Source organism: Actinopolymorpha alba DSM 45243, assembly GCF_000373925.1.
Taxonomy (GTDB): domain Bacteria; phylum Actinomycetota; class Actinomycetes; order Propionibacteriales; family Actinopolymorphaceae; genus Actinopolymorpha; species Actinopolymorpha alba.
The window spans coordinates 44,325-62,557 of record NZ_KB892741.1 but is presented as its reverse complement, the minus strand read 5'-3'; the positions used below and the strand labels follow the sequence as shown (position 1 = coordinate 62,557).

Annotated in this window: 16 protein-coding genes; 3 read left to right on the top strand and 13 right to left on the bottom strand. The window is 70.1% G+C overall.

Annotated elements, in window-relative coordinates; all coding sequences use genetic code 11:
- Positions 1 to 239 precede the first annotated feature (239 nt).
- From gatB to gatC, 3 genes are read right to left on the bottom strand one after another with little or no spacing between them, the layout of a single operon-like run.
- The gene (gatB, locus tag B141_RS0108650) at positions 240 to 1,754 is read right to left on the bottom strand and encodes an Asp-tRNA(Asn)/Glu-tRNA(Gln) amidotransferase subunit GatB (RefSeq protein WP_020574762.1); all 1,515 of its coding nucleotides are present in this window, start codon (positions 1,752 to 1,754) and stop codon (positions 240 to 242) included.
- Positions 1,751 to 3,244 carry an Asp-tRNA(Asn)/Glu-tRNA(Gln) amidotransferase subunit GatA gene (gatA, locus tag B141_RS0108645; RefSeq protein ID WP_020574761.1) on the bottom strand — a complete coding sequence of 498 codons (1,494 nt, stop codon included), beginning with the start codon at positions 3,242 to 3,244 and terminating at the stop codon, positions 1,751 to 1,753. The genes gatB and gatA overlap by 4 nt, the downstream gene beginning before the upstream one ends.
- Positions 3,244 to 3,561 carry an Asp-tRNA(Asn)/Glu-tRNA(Gln) amidotransferase subunit GatC gene (gene gatC, locus B141_RS0108640; RefSeq protein ID WP_020574760.1) on the bottom strand — a complete coding sequence of 106 codons (318 nt, stop codon included), beginning with the start codon at positions 3,559 to 3,561 and terminating at the stop codon, positions 3,244 to 3,246. The genes gatA and gatC overlap by 1 nt, the downstream gene beginning before the upstream one ends.
- A gap of 262 nt (positions 3,562 to 3,823) precedes the next feature.
- On the opposite strand from gatC, the gene B141_RS39630 reads away from it, so the two are divergent.
- Positions 3,824 to 4,540 (top strand): ACT domain-containing protein, encoded by a 717-nt coding sequence (locus B141_RS39630; protein ID WP_237742652.1) that lies wholly within the window; start codon positions 3,824 to 3,826, stop codon positions 4,538 to 4,540.
- 291 nt (positions 4,541 to 4,831) lie between these two features.
- On the opposite strand, the gene B141_RS0108630 is transcribed toward B141_RS39630, so the two are convergent.
- The 3 genes from B141_RS0108630 to B141_RS0108615 all read right to left on the bottom strand — a co-directional run bounded on the left by B141_RS0108630 (position 4,832) and on the right by B141_RS0108615 (position 6,534).
- Positions 4,832 to 5,449, bottom strand: a complete 618-nt coding sequence (locus B141_RS0108630; RefSeq protein ID WP_020574758.1) for a hypothetical protein — start codon at positions 5,447 to 5,449, stop codon at positions 4,832 to 4,834.
- 89 nt (positions 5,450 to 5,538) lie between these two features.
- On the bottom strand, positions 5,539 to 5,652 hold the full coding sequence (locus B141_RS52720) for a GntR family transcriptional regulator (protein ID WP_020574757.1): 114 nt from the start codon (positions 5,650 to 5,652) through the stop codon (positions 5,539 to 5,541).
- A gap of 420 nt (positions 5,653 to 6,072) precedes the next feature.
- Positions 6,073 to 6,534, bottom strand: a complete 462-nt coding sequence (locus tag B141_RS0108615) for a MarR family winged helix-turn-helix transcriptional regulator (protein WP_020574755.1) — start codon at positions 6,532 to 6,534, stop codon at positions 6,073 to 6,075.
- A gap of 51 nt (positions 6,535 to 6,585) precedes the next feature.
- On the opposite strand from B141_RS0108615, the gene B141_RS39620 reads away from it, so the two are divergent.
- On the top strand, positions 6,586 to 7,158 hold the full coding sequence (locus B141_RS39620) for a TIGR03086 family metal-binding protein (protein ID WP_051114013.1): 573 nt from the start codon (positions 6,586 to 6,588) through the stop codon (positions 7,156 to 7,158).
- 121 nt (positions 7,159 to 7,279) lie between these two features.
- On the opposite strand, the gene ligA is transcribed toward B141_RS39620, so the two are convergent.
- The 4 genes from ligA to B141_RS0108590 form a co-directional block, all read right to left on the bottom strand.
- The gene (ligA, locus tag B141_RS0108605; RefSeq protein WP_020574753.1) at positions 7,280 to 9,367 is read right to left on the bottom strand and encodes an NAD-dependent DNA ligase LigA; all 2,088 of its coding nucleotides are present in this window, start codon (positions 9,365 to 9,367) and stop codon (positions 7,280 to 7,282) included.
- 271 nt (positions 9,368 to 9,638) lie between these two features.
- Complete coding sequence (locus tag B141_RS0108600; protein ID WP_020574752.1) at positions 9,639 to 11,228, bottom strand: N-acyl-D-amino-acid deacylase family protein; 1,590 nt, start codon at positions 11,226 to 11,228, stop codon at positions 9,639 to 9,641.
- Between the two features lie 74 nt (positions 11,229 to 11,302).
- On the bottom strand, positions 11,303 to 12,424 hold the full coding sequence (gene menC, locus B141_RS0108595) for an o-succinylbenzoate synthase (RefSeq protein ID WP_020574751.1): 1,122 nt from the start codon (positions 12,422 to 12,424) through the stop codon (positions 11,303 to 11,305).
- Between the two features lie 7 nt (positions 12,425 to 12,431).
- Positions 12,432 to 13,076 carry a MurR/RpiR family transcriptional regulator gene (locus tag B141_RS0108590; RefSeq protein WP_020574750.1) on the bottom strand — a complete coding sequence of 215 codons (645 nt, stop codon included), beginning with the start codon at positions 13,074 to 13,076 and terminating at the stop codon, positions 12,432 to 12,434.
- A gap of 269 nt (positions 13,077 to 13,345) precedes the next feature.
- Between B141_RS0108590 and B141_RS0108585 the strand changes: the two genes are divergently transcribed.
- Complete coding sequence (locus tag B141_RS0108585; RefSeq protein ID WP_020574749.1) at positions 13,346 to 14,515, top strand: M20/M25/M40 family metallo-hydrolase; 1,170 nt, start codon at positions 13,346 to 13,348, stop codon at positions 14,513 to 14,515.
- Positions 14,516 to 14,595: 80 nt separating this feature from the next.
- Here the strand turns inward: B141_RS0108585 and B141_RS0108580 are convergent, their stop codons facing one another.
- From B141_RS0108580 to B141_RS0108570, 3 genes are all read right to left on the bottom strand, one after another.
- A complete protein-coding gene (locus tag B141_RS0108580) occupies positions 14,596 to 15,642 on the bottom strand; it encodes a methionine synthase (RefSeq protein WP_020574748.1) in 1,047 nt (348 codons plus the stop codon).
- 68 nt (positions 15,643 to 15,710) lie between these two features.
- A complete protein-coding gene (gene mnmA / locus B141_RS0108575; RefSeq protein ID WP_020574747.1) occupies positions 15,711 to 16,796 on the bottom strand; it encodes a tRNA 2-thiouridine(34) synthase MnmA in 1,086 nt (361 codons plus the stop codon).
- On the bottom strand, positions 16,796 to 18,010 hold the full coding sequence (locus B141_RS0108570; protein WP_020574746.1) for a cysteine desulfurase family protein: 1,215 nt from the start codon (positions 18,008 to 18,010) through the stop codon (positions 16,796 to 16,798). Before B141_RS0108570 ends, mnmA begins: the two co-directional genes overlap by 1 nt.
- Between the last annotated feature and the right edge of the window lie 223 nt (positions 18,011 to 18,233).

Sequence of the window (18,233 nt, the reverse complement as noted above, 5' to 3'; positions counted from 1 at the left end):
GCGTCGGCAAGCTGGCCTTGACGGGCGATCGCACAGGTCGGCGTTGAAGGCACGTCAGGACACCGCGGGCATGAAAAAGCCTCCCGGCTCGGGGACAGATCCCCAGGCCGGGAGGCCACGTCGAACCAAAGACTACCGGATCACTCCACGCCGAGCCGCTCCAGCCTTATGGTCACGCTCGGCACCTCGCTCGCTCCGCGGCCGGCGCCACTCGTACCTCGCAACCCCGACCACTCCACTCACTCAGCCCCGAGCCGCTCCAGGATCAGCTCCCGCACGCGGCCCGCGTCGGCCTGGCCACGCATTTCCTTCATCACCGCACCGATCAGGGCACCAGCGGCCGCGACCTTCCCGCCTCGGATCTTCTCCGCGACGTCCGGGTTCGCCTCGATCGCCCGGTCCACCGCCGCACCGAGCGCCGAGTCGTCGCTCACCACCGCCAGACCGCGCGCGGCCACGACCTCCTCCGGCGAACCCTCACCGGCGAGGACGCCGTCGAAGACTTCGCGGGCCAGCTTGTCGTTGATCTTCCCGGCATCCACCAGGGCCTGGATCTCGGCGACCTGGGCCGGCGTGATCGACAGCGCGTCGAGTTCGACCTCGGTCTCCTTGGCCCGCCGGGCCAGCTCACCGAGCCACCACTTCCGCGCCGCGGCGGGAGTGGCGCCCGCCGCCACTGTCGCCTCGACCAGGAGCAGCGCCCCGGCACCGATCACGTCCCGGAACTCCATCTCGGTGAAGCCCCACGCCTCGAACAACCGCTTGCGGTGCTGGGCCGGGGGCTCGGGCAGGGTGGTCCCCAGCTCCTCCACCCATTTCCGGGACGGCGCCACCGGCACGAGGTCAGGCTCGGGGAAGTACCGATAGTCCTCGGCCTGCTCCTTGGACCGGCCCGGCGTCGTGATGCCGGTGTCCTCGTGCCAGTGCCGGGTCTCCTGCATGACCTTGCCACCGGCCGCGAGTAGGGCGCCCTGCCGGCACATTTCGTACCGCACCGCACGCTCCACCGACCGCAGCGAGTTGACGTTCTTGGTCTCGGTCCGCAGGCCGTACGCCGTCTCACCGAGCGGCCGCAGGGACACGTTGGCGTCGCACCGCAACGACCCCTGCTCCATGCGGACGTCGGAGACGTCGAGGGCCCGCATCAGGTCCCGCAGATGCGCGACGTACGCCCGCGCGACCTGCGGCGCCAGCGCGCCCGTCCCCTCGATCGGCTTGGTGACGATCTCGATCAGCGGGATGCCGGCGCGGTTGTAGTCGACGATCGAGTATTCGGCGCCGTGGATCCTGCCGGTCACACCCACGTGGGTGGACTTGCCGGTGTCCTCCTCCATGTGGGCGCGTTCGATGCCGATCTTGAACGTCTGCCCTTCGACCTCCAGCTCGACCTCGCCGCTGATGGCAATGGGCTCGTCGTACTGGCTGATCTGGAAGTTCTTCGGCATGTCCGGGTAGAAGTAGTTCTTCCGGGCGAACCGGCACCACTCGGCGATGTCGCAGCCGAGCGCGAGCCCGATCCGGATCGCCGACTCCACCGCCTTGCCGTTGACCACCGGCAGGGAACCCGGCATGCCAAGACAGATCGGACACACCTGCGAGTTGGGGGGCGCGCCGAACTCCGTCGGGCAGCCGCAGAACATCTTCGTGAGAGTGTTCAGCTCGACGTGTACCTCGAGCCCGAGGACCGGGTCGAAGCGCTCAAGCACCTCGTCGTAGTCGAGCAGGTCGGGCACGGTCGCGGCGGGCGTGCTCATAGTTCCGGCGCCTCCTCCAGAAGCGGGTGACCCCACCGCTGGACGGACGCCGCTTCGAGCGCCGCACCAACGCGGTAGAGCCGGTCGTCAGCCATCACGGGAGCCATCACGTGCAGCCCGACCGGAAGGCCGTCGTCAGGGGACAGACCACACGGGAACGACGCGGACGCGTTGCCGGCGAGGTTGGACGGGATCGTGCAGAGGTCTGCTTTGTACATCGCCAGCGGGTCGTCCACCCGCTCACCGATCCGGAACGCGGTTGTCGGCGTCGTCGGCGAAACGAGTACGTCGACCTGCTCGAAGGCGCGGGCGAAGTCGCGGGTGATGAGAGTACGAACCTTCTGCGCCTGCCCGTAGTAGGCCTCGTAGTAGCCGCTGGACAGGGCGTACGCACCGATCATGATCCGGCGTTTGACCTCGGCCCCGAAGCCGGCCTCGCGGGTCAGCGACATGACCTCCTCGGCGCTGCGAATGCCGTCGTCACCGACCCGCAGGCCGTAGCGCATCGCGTCGAACCGCGCCAGGTTGCTCGAGCACTCGCTGGGGGCGATGAGGTAGTAGGCGGGCAGGCCGTAGACGAAGTGCGGGCAGGACACCTCGACGACCTCGGCACCAAGCTCGGTCAGAAGCGCGACCGCTTCGTTGAACCGCTGCTCAACGCCCGGCTGGAAGCCCTCGCCGCCGAGTTCCTTCACCACGCCGACCCGCAGGCCGCGCACGTCAGCCGCCCGGGCCGCCTCGACCACCGGCGGGACCGGCTGGTCGATCGAGGTCGAGTCGAATGGATCGTGCCCCGCGATGACGCTGTGCAGGAGCGCCGCGTCGAGGACCGTGCGGGCGCACGGACCCACCTGGTCCAGGCTCGACGAGAACGCCACCAGGCCGTACCTCGACACCCCGCCGTACGTCGGCTTCACGCCCACCGTGCCGGTGACCGCGGCCGGCTGCCGGATCGACCCGCCGGTGTCGGTGCCGATCGCGAGTGGGGCTTGGTACGCCGCCACCGACGCCGCCGATCCACCACCCGATCCGCCCGGAATCCGGTCGGTGTCCCACGGGTTGCGGGTCGGGCCGTACGCGGAGTTCTCCGTCGACGAGCCCATCGCGAACTCGTCCATGTTGGTCTTGCCGAGGATCACCAGGTCGGCGTCCCGCAGCCGCTGGACCACCGTCGCGTCGTACGGCGGCCGCCAGCCCTCGAGGATCTTCGACCCGCACGTGGTGGGGACGTCCTTCATCGCGAGAACGTCCTTGAGCGCGAGGGGTACGCCGGCCAGCGGGCCGAGCTCCTCGCCCGCGGCTCGCTTCTCGTCGACCCTCCGGGCCGCCCCGAGCGCACCCTCGGTGTCGAGGTGCAGGAACGCGTGGATCCGGTCGTCGACCTTGGCGATCCGGTCGAAGTGCGCCTGGGCCACGTCGACCGCGGACACCTCGCCGTCGCGGATCAGCCGCGCCGTCTCGGCGGCGGTGAGTTTGGTGAGATCGGTCATCACGCCTCCTCCCCCAGGATTCGCGGGACCCGGAAGCGCTCGTCCTCGACCGCCTGCGCTCCGTCGACGATCGGCGCACCGGCGAGCGCCTCCTCGGCCGACAAGCAGGGGCGGATCTCGTCCTGCCGGAAGACGTTGGTGAGCGGAAGGGGGTGCGAGGTGGGCGGAATGTCCTGGGCCGCGACCTCACTCACCTGGGCGACCGACTGGAGGATGACATCCAGCTGCGGTGCCAGATGGTTGAGTTCGTCATCGCTCAGGTCGATCCGGGCAAGGCGCGCCAGATGCGCCACCTCGTCGCGGCTGATCGCAGGCACTGGGTAGACCTTCCTCGCGTGGTAATGGCTCGGGTGCTCGTCCGAGGCGTACGACTCATCCGTCGGAACGTGGGCGTACGGCGGGCAATCCGGGCGTACAAGCAGTCCTTCCGGACGTTCAGCAATCCTAGGCGCGCCATGCGACATCGCCCGCATGGGTTCCCGCGGCGGTCGCCCCGCGGCCATTCCGCGCGGCCGTTCCCCGCGGCTGCTCCCCGGGGCCGGGCACAACCGCGTAACGCCGCCGCCATCCACCTGGTCGGTGGGCGGGTGGACAATCCTCGGTGTGTATCTCCTCCGCATCGCGCTCCCAGACCAGCCCGGCGCGCTCGGCACTGTCGCTTCGGCTCTCGGCCGGGCCGGCGGCGACATCGTCGCGGTCGACGTCGTAGCCCGCGAAGCCGACGGCACCGCGGTCGACGACTTCGTGGTGGAGCTACCCCTCGGCGGCCGGGCCGACAGCCTGGTGTCCGCCTGCCAGTCGGTGCCTGGGGTCCGCGTGATCTGGCTGTCGAGGTACGCCGCCGGTGGCAACCTCCGGCGCGACCTCGAGGTGGTGGAGGCGATGACGGCGCGGCCGGCCGAGGCCGAACGCCTGCTGGTGGAGCACGCACCCTCGACCTTCCGGGCCGACTGGGCATTCCTCGTGTCCCGCGCGGACCTTGCGACCACCGCGGAGGTGCACTACGCGACGATCGCGGCGCCGGACCTGCCCGGAGGGAACGCGTTCTGGTTTCCGCTCGACCATGCCATCAGGCTGACCCTCCCGGCCGCGTGGGCCGACCAGGGCTGGCGCCACGTCGCCGCGGCGGCCGTCCCCCTGGGCGCACCCGACCGGGCCCTCGTGATCGGGCGGTCCGGCGGGCCGGAGATCCTCGACTCCGAACTGGCACGGATGGCCCACCTCGCGGCGTTGGCGCAGACGGTACGCCGCGCCCTCGCCCCCGACGAAGACGCCGGCGCGATCAACGGCGGCTAGGTCGTACGGCGCTCGCACGCCTCTCGCACCTCGGGCCCCGTTTCCTCGGGCCCCGTTTCCTCGGGCTCGGGTCTTCTTGTGCACCTAGGCCCCTCCCTGAACTGGCGGGACCCGAGCTTTCAAGATCCTTTCGGGGAAACGGCCCACGCACCGCGCGCACGGTGGGCCGTTTCCCCGAAAGGATCTTGAAAGTCTTGAGCCGAATGCCACGAGCGCGACGGCAGGAGCCACCCACTCGATAGGTAGCTCCCCCTGCTCAGGGTGGTCCGGCGTCCAGGCCCTGGCCGCAGGTCAACTACTCCGGCTCCGGCTCCGGCTCCGGCCACGCGCCATGACCACGAGCGCGAGCCACAGCCCGAGTCCGCCGAGTCCTTCGAGGCCTCGGAGCCAGCCGTCGAGCTCCCGTCCCGCGACCATCAGCGCGATACCGAACGCCAATACCGCAACACTCCAGCCGCTGACGACCTGTCGTACGCCAGCGAGGACGCTCAACGCCAGCAGGCCGACAAACAGCAGCACCGGACCGGCGATGAAGAAGATCAGCTCCACCCCGGGTACATCGAAGACGCGGGCGTAGTTCTCGCGCATCGCCGTCCGGTTTCCACTCTGGAGGCCCACACCGAGGTCGATCAGCATCTGGCCGATGAGCGCGACCGCTCCCACCAGCGCGGCACCGAGAGCCGCGCGGGCGACGACCTCGCGGGTCCCGAGCATTCGGTACAGCGCCACACTGGCGAAGGCGAATAGGACGAACGCGACGGTCCACAGCAGGTGTGCGAGTGTCCAGCCGAGCCCGGGCTGAGGCTGCCCCTCGACCCGCATGACCGCCCAGCCAGCCAACCAGACGCCGGGCGACGCGGCGAGCGCGATCGCATCGAGCCGTACGGACGACGCAGCTATCGCATTCATTTTCATGATCGCAAACTAGCGGCGACCCACACCATTTCGCTTCCGGGAAATCCCGGCGGGTTCCCCTAAGGGCCCGGTCGCGGTGTGCGCTATTCGTCGGTGCCGAAGGTCCCGCGACCTTTCACAGTGAACACGAGCCCTTGCTCGACAAGGAGACTGATCGCCTTCCGTACAGTCATGCGGGCCAAACCAAACTCGCCCATTAGCTGCGACTCGGAGGGGATCGGATGGCGCGGCAGCCAGTCACCACGCGATCCGTGCCGCGATGCTCTCCGCCAGCCGCCGGTACGGCGGTTCGGGCGCATTGTGACGGATCATGTCGTCCGGTCCAAGCGTCATGGCTGTCACCTAAGCGCACCCACCACCGACCTTAGTTCTCTACGACTATCTACAGGTATGGGTAAGGCCTAGTTGAGACGGCTGTAGTACTAGGTCTAGGCATGGTGGTGCGTGTCGAGTGGGGACTCCGCAAAGGCCGGGAAATTGTGGAGTGGATACCTGGCCATCAACCCAGCGGTGACCTATCACGCACTGAGCTTCTACCACGCACATCCGAAGCTAAGGGCCGAGCTCGCCACCGAGGCCGGCATCGACCGAATTTGCCGGCGAGAACTCGCCTGACCTCAATCCGACTGCGCAGGCCCGGCGACGTCCTCGACCGGAAGCGCTGACAGCGTTTCCAACGCACGAAGAAAGCCTCTCCGATCAGCCGGCGTCAGCATGGCGAGTATCCGATCCTCCTTTGCCTGGATCTCCTTCATCGCCGCCCTGCGAACCCGGCGTCCCTGGTCGGTGATCGACAACAACCGGACCCGACGGTCGTCCGGGTCCGGCGTACGCGAGATCAACCCGGCTTCCTGGAGTTCGTCGAGCGTAGCGATGATCCGCGTCTTGTCCGCCCCAATCGCCTCCGCAAGCGCTGTCTGCGTACGCACCGGGCCTTCATCCAGCGTACTGAGCACGGCGTATCCCCACATCGAGACTCCGTGCGCGGCAAGCACCGGTAGCTCGGCAGCGACGAGCGACCGCATCAGCGGACCCATCATCGCGGCGAGATCGCGGCGTCCAACCTCCCGATCCGTCACGCGCCGAAGATAACAGTGGCAGAGCGATAAGTAACTGCGTATGATCTGCATATGCCTACTAATTCGAAGAGCGTGCCACCGGGCACGGCAGACGCACCCACCGCCGCCGATCTCGTCGTACTCGACGCCAAAGCGGTCCAGGCCAGCATCGACCTGGTGGCGCAAGCAACCGCTGCGGATATGACCAAACCGACTCCGTGCATCGGCTGGACGTTGTACGGATTGTTGGCTCACATGGCCACCGAGCACTACGGCTTCGCCGCGGCATCACGAGGCGACGCGGACCCGGCAGCGTGGAAGCCGCGCTCGCTCGGTGACGATCCGGTCAGGGCATATCGGGCCTCCGCCGAACATCTGCTGGAAGCATTCGCCGCCGACGGCGTACCCGAGCGGAAGTTCCTGCTACCGGAGTTCAGCGCGGACCAGCCATTCCCCGCACGGCAGGCGATCAGCTTCCACCTGGTCGACTACGTGGTGCATTCCTGGGATGTCGCGAAGGCGCTGGGGACCACCGTGGAACTTGACGACGACGTCGTGGAAGCCGCCTTCGACATCGCCATGATCGTGCCCACCGGTGCCGCTCGGCTAGCGCCCGGCGCGGTGTTCGGGCCCGAGATGCCCTGAACCGGCGGCTCGCGCCTGGACCAGCTCGTCGCCTGGCTCGGGCGCTCACCGGAATGGCCGCAGTGAGTTCAGGTTCCCTGAGGGGCGGGTGCGGCGCCAGGCAAGGTGCCGCACCCGGATGTCACGTCTCCTTCAGCGCGCGCTCTCGGGCCGCGTCGGGACCTTCGTCAAGCAGGACCTGGAAGCCCGCCTCATCGAGGATGGGTACGCCGAGGTCGCGGGCCTTGTCGTACTTCGATCCGGGGTTGTCGCCGACGACGACGAAGCCGGTCTTCTTGGACACCGAACTTGACGCCTTGCCGCCCCGCGACTGGATGGCCTCGCTGGCCTCGTCACGCGAGAAGCTTTCGAGGCTGCCGGTCACCACCACGGTGACGCCTTCGAGCGGCCGCGGGCCTTCGTCATGAATCTCCTCGCGGAGCCGCACCCCGGCCGCGCGCCACTTCTCGACGATCTCGCGGTGCCAGTCGACGCCGAACCACTCGATCACTGACGCGGCGATGGTCGGGCCGACCCCGTCGACGGCGGCCAACTCCTCCTCGCTCGCGCTCGCGATCCGATCGAGGTCACCGAAGGTCCGGGCGAGCGCCTGCGCCGCCGTCGGCCCGACGTGCCGGATCGACAACCCGACGAGTATCCGCCACAGCGGCCGCGACTTCGCCGCGTCGAGGTTGTCGAGCAGCCGCTTGGCGTTGGCTGACAGGGCGCCGCTCTTGGTGGTGAAGAACGACGAGCCCTCCAGCTGAGCGACGGTCAGGCCGAAGAGATCGCCCTCGTCATGGATCAGCCTCTCGTCGAGGAGGGCGGTGCCGGCCTGGTAGCCGAGCACCTCGATGTCGAACGCACCACGGCCAGCCAGGTGGAACAAGCGTTCGCGCAACTGCGCCGGACACGAGCGGGTGTTGGGGCAGCGCAGGTCGACGTCGCTTTCCTTTTCAGGGCGCAGCTCGCTCCCGCACTCCGGGCACCTGCTCGGCATCACGAACTCGCGCTCGGTGCCGTCGCGAAGGTCGACCACTGGTCCGACGATCTCCGGAATCACGTCGCCCGCCTTGCGCAGCACGATCGTGTCGCCGATCAGGACGCCCTTGCGCTTGACCTCCTGCGCGTTGTGCAGCGTCGCGAACTCCACCGTCGACCCGGCGACCTTGGTGGGCTCCATGACGCCGTACGGCGTGACCCGGCCGGTGCGGCCGACGTTGACGCGGACGTCGAGGAGCTTGGTGTTGACCTCCTCCGGCGGGAACTTGAACGCGATCGCCCAGCGCGGCGCCCGCGAGGTCGAACCAAGCTGGCGCTGCAACGAGATCTGGTCGACCTTGATGACAACTCCGTCGATCTCGTGGTCGAGGTCGTGGCGGCGGTCGCCGAACTCGCGGGCGTAAGCGTCGACTTCTTCGAGGGTGCGGAGGACCCGGACGTGTTCGCTCACGGGGATGCCCCAGCTCGCGAGCGCGGCGTACGCGTCCGACAGGCGGGTGGGCTGCCAGCCCTGACTCCGCCCGATGCCGTGCGCCACGAACTGCAGCGGGCGGCGAGCCGTCATGCGGGGGTCCTTCTGGCGCAGGGAGCCGGCGGCGGAGTTACGCGGGTTGGCGAACGGCGCCTTGCCGGCCTCGACCAGCCCGGCATTGAGCTCCTCGAAGTCGCGGACCCGGAAGAAGACCTCGCCGCGGACCTCCAGCACCTCCGGGACCGCCGGAGCGTCCGGATCACCCGGGCCACCGCGCCGGCCGCCGGATCGCCCGGACTTGTGCGATCCGCCCAGCTTGTCTGGGATCGTCGCGATGGTACGGACGTTGAGGGTGACGTCCTCACCGGTGCGCCCGTCGCCTCGGGTGGCGGCCCGGACGAGTCGGCCCTCCTCATAGACGAGGTCGACCGCCAAGCCGTCGATCTTGAGCTCGCAGAGGTATTCGGCCTCCGTGCCCACCTCCCGCTCGACCCGAGCGGCCCAGGCCCGCAACTCCTCCAACGCGAAGGCGTTGTCGAGCGACATCATCCGCTCGAGGTGCTCCACGGGGGCGAACTCGGTCGACCAGCTGCCCGAGACCTTCTGGGTCGGCGAGTCGGGCGTACGTAGCTCAGGGTGCGCCTCCTCGAGGTCGCGAAGCTCCCGCATGAGTGCGTCGTACTCGGCGTCAGAGACGCTCGGGCGGTCGAGCACGTAGTAGCGGTAGTTGTGCTCCTCGATCTCCTGGGCCAGCATGGCGTGGCGTTCCAGGGGCTTCGTCGACGGGCTCGACCCCGAGGTGCTGGTATCCCTGCTCATGTAACCGAACGCTACCGCCGGCCGCCGACAACCTCACCGCCAACCAGGCCGATCCGTAGGCCCGGCCGATCCGCCGAAACCAGCCCCGATCAGAGATCAGCGGCCGTCGTTATCCACAGTCCGCGGCCCTGTGGATGAGTCCGCTGCCCCGGGCGGCGTTCGACGCCATCCTTGGACACCATCCGAACCAAGGAGGCATGAGCGCCCGTCAGCGACCGCCGACTCCGGTACGAATGACCCGACCGGCCGGCGCCCCGGTGGGCGCGCCCGACTCCCACCCGAACTCCCCGCCGATCAGGGTGTGCTGCACGCCCCGGGCCAGCTGCCAGGGTTCGTCGTACGTCGACAGGTCAGCCACCGTGTCCGGGTCGAACACCGCCAGGTCGGCAACCGTGCCTTGACGAATGACGCCGCGGTCGCTCCACCCGAGCCGCGCCGCCGGCAGCGACGTCATCTTCGCGACCGCGGTCGGCAGGTCGAGGACGCCAACATCACGTACGTAGTGGCCAAGCACACGGACGAAGGTCCCGAAGCTGCGCGGATGCGGCGTGCCGGCACCCGGGCAGCGCAGGATCCACCCGTCGCTCGCGACCGCGACGGTCGGGTCGGCCAGGACCGCGCGTACATCGTCTTCGGCCATCCCGTGGCTGATGATGGACGCGAGCCCGCCCTGGCGGCGCAGGATGTCGACGGTCACCTCCGACGGCGCGAGCCCGACCGCCTGGGCGATCGCCGCCACGTCCTCCCCCACGAACCCGTGGTAGGGCCCGGCCGGTGTCCCGGACAGCACGATCCGTTCGGGCAGGAAGGTCCGGCCCAGCCTGGCGTCGAGGTCGGCGACGATGCGGCCCCGGTCGCCGGCGTCCTCGAGCCGCCGGAGCAGCGCACCCACACCGCCGTCCATCGCCCAGTCGGGCAACCTGGACGTGAGAGTGGTGCTCGACGCGGTGTAGGGGTACTGGTCGGCATGCGCGTCCACCCCGGCGTCCCGTGCCTGTGCGATCGTGTCCATCGCCTGGCGTACGCGTCCCCAGTTCGGTGGCGCGACCGCCTTCAGGTGCGAGATCTGGACGCGTACGCCGGTCCGCCGGCCCACTTCCAGAGCTTCCTCGATCGCCTCGTCCAGCCGGGCGCCCTCGTCGCGGATGTGGGTGGAGTAGACCCGGCCAGCACCGGCGACGAGCGCGGCCAGGGCAGTGAGCTCCGCCGGCCGGGCGTACGACGCGGGCGCGTAGATCAGTCCGCTGGACAGGCCCGTCACGCCGTCGGCGAGCGCGCCCGCCACGAGGGCCCGCATCCGGTCGAGCTCCGCGGGGGTGGGTGCCCGGTCGTCGACTCCCATCGCCGCGATCCGCACCGCCCCATGGCCCACCTGCGGCGCGAGGTTGACCCCGAGCGGCAGCCGCTCGACCGCGGCGGCGTACTCCCCCGCCGTCGACCAGTCCCACGGCAGGTCCTCATCGAGGAAACCCGCGTGGGCCCGCAGCTCGGCCGCGTGCTCCGGCACGACCGGGAACGGCGAGAACCCGCAGTTGCCCGTCACCAAGGTCGTCACGCCCTGAGCCACCTGGGTCACGGCCTCGGGCGCGCCAAACACCGTGTAGTCCGCATGGGAGTGCAGGTCGATGAACCCCGGGCTGACGACGGCCCCGCTCACGTCGACGTACCTGCGCGCCGCCTGCCGCCCGAATCGCCCGAGGGCGGCGATCCGGCCACTGTCGATCGCGACATCGGCAACGACGCCGGGCGCGCCGGTGCCGTCGAGCACCGTCCCGCCGGCGAGAACCAACCCGTACATCGCGGTGACCTCCTGAGCCTGACGGATCGCCGAACCACGGTCGGACCTTCGATGGACCCCGCGGGAGCGTCAACTCATCCAGCGGAGCGTTGGAGCGCGCGCAGCGAGATCTCACGAACGAAGGCTTCGTCCACGCGATGGCCGTCCCCGACGGCCTGCCACGGAACGTCGACCAGACCGCGATCCGCGCTGATCGGTGGGATTACGACGTCACGGGAGTAGTACTTGTCAGACGCCGAGACGTCAGACGGCAGCGTGAAGCCAGGCAGGCTGGACAGCGCGACGTTGGCCGCTCGTCCCACGCCGAACTCATGCATGCCTCCGCACCAGACCGGAACGTCATGGGCGCGCGCAAGGTCGTGTGCCGCGACCGCCGCGGTGAGGCCACCCATCCGCGACACCTTGATGTTGAGGATCGCGATCGCCTCGAGCGCGAGCGCCGTCCGCAGGTCGTCGAGGTCGACGATCGACTCGTCGAGACAGATCGGGGTGGTGAGGGTACGCCGGAACCGGGCGTGGGCGAGGAGGTTCCGCGGCGCGAACGGCTGCTCGATCATCGACAGCCCCGCGTCGTCGAGCCCGCGCAGGGCGGCCAGGTGGTCGGGGTGCTCGGTGTACGCGCCGTTGGCGTCGACGTGCAGGTCGAGCTCAGGAAACCGCGCCCGGACCGCGCGGACTGGTTCGACGTCCCAACCGGGGGCGATCTTCAGCTTGACCCGCGGATAGCCGGCGTCCACCTGGCGGGCCACCTGGGCGACCAGGTCCGCCGGCGTCGCCTCGATGCCGAGACTCACGCCGGCGACAACCCGCTGGCGAGTGCCTCCGAGCGCCTCCGCCAACGAGATCCCCGACTCGATCGCCCACAGAGTCCAGCCGGCCATGTCGATTCCGGCCTTGGCGAACTCGTTGCCGCGTACCTTCGACCACAAGGCCGGCAGCTCCCGCGGATGCGACCACTCCGCTCCCAGAACGGCCGGCAGGAGGTACTCGCTCGCGACGTGCCAACAGCTGTCCACCGTCTCCCCGCAGTAGTAGGGATCCGACGGCGACGCGATCTCGCCCCAGCCGACCGCACCGCTGGCGCTGGTCAGGCGGACGAGGATGTGGTCGAGGTGGGCCTTGCGATGTGAGCTGGTCTCGAACTCGTGCACCAGCGGCAACCTCGCGTGGAACAACTCGGCGGCGACGATCCGCATGCGGGCCTCAGGCTCCTTCGTAGATCTCGAGCTCGCGCGTGACGGCCTCCCGGCGGGTCAGCCGCCGGCGCGCACCCTTGGCGCTCGCCGCGGTCAACGTGGCGAGGATGTGGGTGACCGCGGCGACTGCCGTGGGCGAGTCGACGTACGACGCACTCCTCGTGCCCACGACGATGGCGACATCGGCGAACTGGGCCAGCGAACTGCCCTCGTCGTCGGTGATCCCGACGACGGTGCCGCCAGCCGCCGCGAACTCCCGAGCGACCGCGATGGTGTGGCGGGTGTAGCGGCGCAGGGAGAACGCCACCAGCACGTCGTCAGTGCGGACGTCGCAGAGGATGTCGACCGGCCGGGCGGCGAGCCCGTCGATCAGCGTCACATTGGCCAGGCTGGCGGAAAGGTCGATGGCGAGCAGTGCGGCGTACGCCGCGGACTTGGCTCCCCCGATGACGAAGCGGCGCCGGGCGGCGACGATCGTGGCCGCGGCCCGCTCGAGGGTGCCGTCCTCGCGGATCCGCTGGGCGGTGTCGGCGAGGTTGGCCGTCTCGTGCTCGAGCAGCCGGTCGAGGAGGAGCGTGGAGGACGACCGGCGGCGCAGCCGAGCGCCGTACCGCTCGTCAGGACTGCTCGGCCCGCGTCCCTCGCCGGTCATAGTGCTGTCTCCTCTGCCGCCTCCGCGTTGTCGCGATCACCGTCGTCCCCACCGCTCCAGCGTTGGGTGGGCCTACCGACAGGGCTCCTCGATGAGGAAGATACGGAACGTATGAACGCGATTCTATTGAGCAGGACTGGCGGCCTCGGGTCAATGGGGTGAACGCTGGATAAGCCAGGAATGGTTGGCTTCGGCCACCTTCCTGATCGCCTGGGACCGTGGTGGGTTCGCGTGCGCTCGTCCTGATACGGAACATATCCTGGTTCGTTATGAACACGTCGCACGGTTTCGTCGACCGGGCTCGCGAGCTTGCGCCGATGATGCGGGAACGGCTCGCGTCGTACGTCCATCACGAGACACCCACTGGCGAAGCCGACGCCCTCAACCGCCTCGCCGACGTCCTGGGTGAGCGCTACACCGCGCTCGGCGCGGTCGCGACGAGGATCCCGGCCCCCGCCGGTGACCACCTGCTCGCCAGCTGGGGCGGCGCGGAGGGCGACCAGCCGTACGTGCTGGTGCTCGGCCACCACGACACCGTGTGGCCGATCGGTCAGCTCGGCGCGCGGATGCCGTACGCCGACGAGGGCGACCTGATCAAGGGGCCCGGCGTCTTCGACATGAAGGGCGGGTTGGTGGTCTTCGAGACGGCTCTGGAGATCCTGCGCGACTGCGACACCACACTCGGCCAGCAGGTCAGGATCCTGGTGACCGCCGATGAGGAGATCGGCAGCCCCACCGGGCGGGCTCTGGTCGAGCAGCAGGCCACGGGCGCCGTTGCCGCCCTGGGCCTCGAACCCCCGCACCCCGACGGTGGCCTGAAGACCGGCCGGCACGGGAGCACGCGGGTACGCCTCAGTGTCCGAGGTGTCGAGGCGCACGCCGCGCTGGACGCCGGTCGTGGCGTGTCGGCGATCGACGAACTCCTCGACCAACTCATACACCTTCGGGCGGTCGCCGCCGCGGAGGAGCAGGTGCTCTACAACGTCGGGACGATCCGCGGTGGCAGCCGCACCAACGTCACCGCGGGCGAGGCTGTCGCGGACCTCGGCTTCCGGTTCGGCAATGCCGCCGCCGAACGCCGGGTGCTGAAGCAACTGGCCGAGCTACGGCCGGCACGCCCGGGGGCCTCAGTCGTCGCGGAGATCCTCACGAACCGCCCAGCCTGGGGCGCGCCGTCCTCCAACGCGCTGCTGGAGGAGGCGGTCCGCGCGGGTGAGCGGGTCGGGCAGACGGTCACCGGCGCCCCCGCGCTCGGAGCCGCGGACACAAACTTCGCCGGGGCTGCCGGAGTGCCAGCTCTTGACGGGTTCGGCCCGCGTGGCCGGGGTGCCCACGCTCTTCACGAGGAGATCGTGGGTGAGTCCCTGGTCGAGCGCGCGGCACTCCTCGCCTCGCTACTCTCCGCTCCTCTCCCCGCGGGCTGGCGGGGTGGGGCCTGACCGCACCACGGGTCAGGGTGCCTTGCCTGGCTGCGCGCAATAGCCAGCCGGGATGCGGAGCCAGGACCTGCTGACCCGCCCTAGGTCGGACGCTCGGCAAGGTGGGCACCGGCCTTACGCGCCAGCGTCAACGCGGTGCGTGCCCAGGCCGGGTCGGCACCGGCGAGGCCACAGGACGGCGTGACGACGCAGCCCAAAGCCGCGCTGTCCTCGGAGAAGCCGAGCCGGCGCCAGAAGCTCAGCACCGTCCGGGCGATCTCGACGTCGTTGGGCCCGCGCGCAGTGTTGCGGGTCGCCGGCGCTTCCGGCCGCAGCGAGGGTACGGCGCCGACGAACAGCGCCACGCCATCTTCGACCGCCTCGGCGAGTGGTTCGAGATCAGCCTCAGTGACGGTCCTGAGATCGAACGACAGCCCCCGGCTCCCCGTGCGGGCCACCATCCCGAACGGCACGCCGGCCGCACAGCAGTGCACCACTGGTAGAGCGCCGTCCGCCGCGACCCGGCCGATCACGGTGCGCAGGAGTTCGACCGCCTCGGGTTCCTCGACGGTGCGGTAGCGGGAGAAGCCCGACGCGGTGGGAACCGCACCACGCAGAACGGAGGGGAGCGACGGCTCGTCGAGCTGGACGACCAGCGCGGCGCCCGGCACCCGGCGGCGTACCCCCTCGAGATGGGCGGCGAGCCCTTCGGCCAGCGACTGCGCCACGTCCCGTCGCGCGCCCGGATCGCCCAGCACCCGACCGCCACGCGGCCGCTCCACCGAGGCCGCCAGCGTCCACGGCCCGGTGACCTGCACCTTGAGCGGACCGGTATATCCCAGCGCGAGCTCCTCCAGCGCGTCGAGGTCTCGCGCGAGGATCGACCTGCTCCGCCGCTGGTCCAGGCCCTCGGCCGCGGTGAGCCTCCAGCCGGCCGGCTGGAGGTCGACCCCCAGCTCAACGAGCAGGCCGCAGGTACGACCGATCATGTCGGCGCCGGGCCCGCGCGACGGCAGCTCCGGCAGGTGTGGGAGATCCGGGAGCTCACCCAGGACGATCCGGGTCGCCTCGATCGGGTCGTCGTACGGCAGTGAGCCGATTCCGGTCGCCGTTCCGGCAGTCCACGGCAGCCCCTGATCGTTCGGCACGGGGCAAGACTACGGGCCCGGCCGGCGAACTCGTCGACGCCTCGGTGGGCGAGGAGGCAAGTGAGGGCTCAGGCGGTGGCCGCTGCCAGCGTGCCGGCGATGGTCGCCGAGCCGATCACCCGGGTGCCGTCGTACAACACGACCGCCTGACCTGGGGCCACGCCAACGGCGGGCTCGGCCAGCTCGACCCGGAGAGTGTCGCCGTCGAGCCAGGCCCGTGCGGCCAGGGTCTCGCCGTGCGCCCGGATCTGGGCCCGGCACTCCTGCGTGCCGTCGAGAGGCTCCCCACACCAGCGCGGCTTGGCCCCCTCGATCACGGAGACGGCGAGGTGCTCGCGCGGGCCAACCGTGATGGTCCGGCTCACCGGTTCGATCGACAGGACGTAGCGTGGCTTGCCGTCGGCGGCGGGACGCCCGATCCGCAGGCCACGGCGCTGGCCGACAGTGAAGGCGTACGACGCGTCGTGCTGCCCGAGCACGGTGCCGTCCTCGTCGACGACGTTGCCCGGCTGGTCGCCCAGCTCACGCGCCAGGAACCCGGCCGTGTCACCGTCGGCGACGAAGCAGATGTCGTGGCTGTCCGGCTTGTCGGCAACCGCGAGCCCGCGCTCGGCCGCCTCGGCCCGGACCTCCGTCTTGCGGGATCCCCCCAGCGGGAACATCGCGTGCGCGAGCTGCTGGGCGGTCAGCACGCCGAGGACGTAGGACTGGTCCTTCTCGGCGTCGACCGAACGATGCAGCTCCCGACCGTGCGGGCCGTCGACCAGGCGCGCGTAGTGGCCGGTGCACACGGCGTCGAAGCCCAGCGCGAGCGCCCGGTCGAGCACGGCGGCGAACTTGATCTTCTCGTTGCACCGCAGGCACGGGTTGGGCGTGCGGCCGGAGGAGTACTCCTGAACGAAGTCTTCGACCACGTCCGCGTGGAAGCGTTCGGCCAGATCCCATACGTAGAAGGGGATTCCGAGTACGTCGGCGGCCCGCCGGGCATCGCGGGCGTCCTCCTGCGTACAGCACCCACGGGCTCCGGAGCGGTAGGACAGCGGATTGCGGGAGAGCGCGAGATGGACGCCGGTGACGTCGTGGCCGGCGGCGACGGCGCGGGCGGCCGCGACCGCCGAGTCGACGCCTCCCGACATGGCTGCGAGCACCCGCATCAGAACGTTCCTCCACTCACGTTGACCAGGCCCGCGGCGCGGGCACGCTCGACGACCGGACCGATCGCCGCACCGAGCGCGTCGACCTCGGCACGGGTCGACGTGTGCCCCAGGCTGAACCGAAGCGATCCACGGGCGCGTTCTTCGTCACGGCCCATGGCGATGAGGACGTGGCTCGGCTCGGCGACTCCGGCCGAGCACGCCGAACCCGTCGAGCACTCGATGCCGCGAGCGTCCAACAGCAACAGCAGGGAGTCGCCCTCGCAGCCGGGGAACGAGAAGTGCGCGTTGCCCGGCAACCGGTGCTCCACGGACGGGTCGGGGTCGCCGTTGAGCTCGGCCTCTGGAACCGCGGCCCGCACCTGCCGGATCAGCTCGTCCCGGAGCCCGGCCAGCGTGGCGGCTCGGGCCGGCTGCTCCGCGGTCGCGATCTCCAGGGCGGCCGCGAAGCCGGCGATCGCCGGAACGTCGAGCGTCCCAGAGCGCACGTCGCGCTCCTGTCCACCACCGTGGAGCACTGGGACGAGGTTGGTTTCCCGGCGTACGACGAGCGCGCCGACGCCGATCGGGCCGCCCACCTTGTGACCGGTCACCGTCATCGCGTCCACCCCGCTCGCGGCGAAGTCGACGGGCAGCTGACCCACGGCCTGTACGGCGTCGGTGTGGGTGGGAATGCCGTGCTGCCGCGCGATCGCGGCCACTTCACGGACCGGTTGGACGGTGCCGACCTCGTTGTTGACCCACATGAGCGTCACGAGCGCCACCGACTCGGGGTCGCGCTCGACGCTCGAACGTACGGCGTCGACGTCGACCCGGCCGAGTTTGTCGACCGGCAGCCACTCGACGTCCGCTCCGGCGACCGATCCGAGCCAGGCCACGGCGTCGAGGACGGCATGGTGCTCGACCGCGCTCGCGAGCACCCGGCGGCGACGGGGGTCGGCGGCGCGGCGCGACCAGTACAGCCCCTTGACCGCGAGGTTGTCAGCCTCGGTGCCGCCGCCAGTGAAGATGACCTCCGACGGGCGCGCGCCCAGGGCCTTCGCGATCGTCTCCCGCGCCTCCTCGACAACCCGCCGGGCGGCCCGGCCGGAGGTATGCAGGGACGACGCGTTGCCCAGCCGGGTGAGCTGAGCCGTCATCGCCGCGACGGCCTCGGGAAGCATCGGCGTCGTCGCGGCGTGATCGAGGTAGACGTGGGGAGATCGGGTGGTCATCGCCTCTCCAGAGTAATGACCGCTGCCGACACCCCACCGCCCGCCACGGCCGTACGCGGGTGTGGGCGATGCCGAGGAGGTACGACGTGTACCCCGCGCAGGTCGGTGCGCGCCGATGGCGCTCGATGTCGTGGACGTGCACCCGGTGCGGCTCGCGTTCGACCACGATCGTCTCGTACGCCGCCTTTGCGAAGAACGTCAGGTCGGCGGCCGTTTCGGCCTT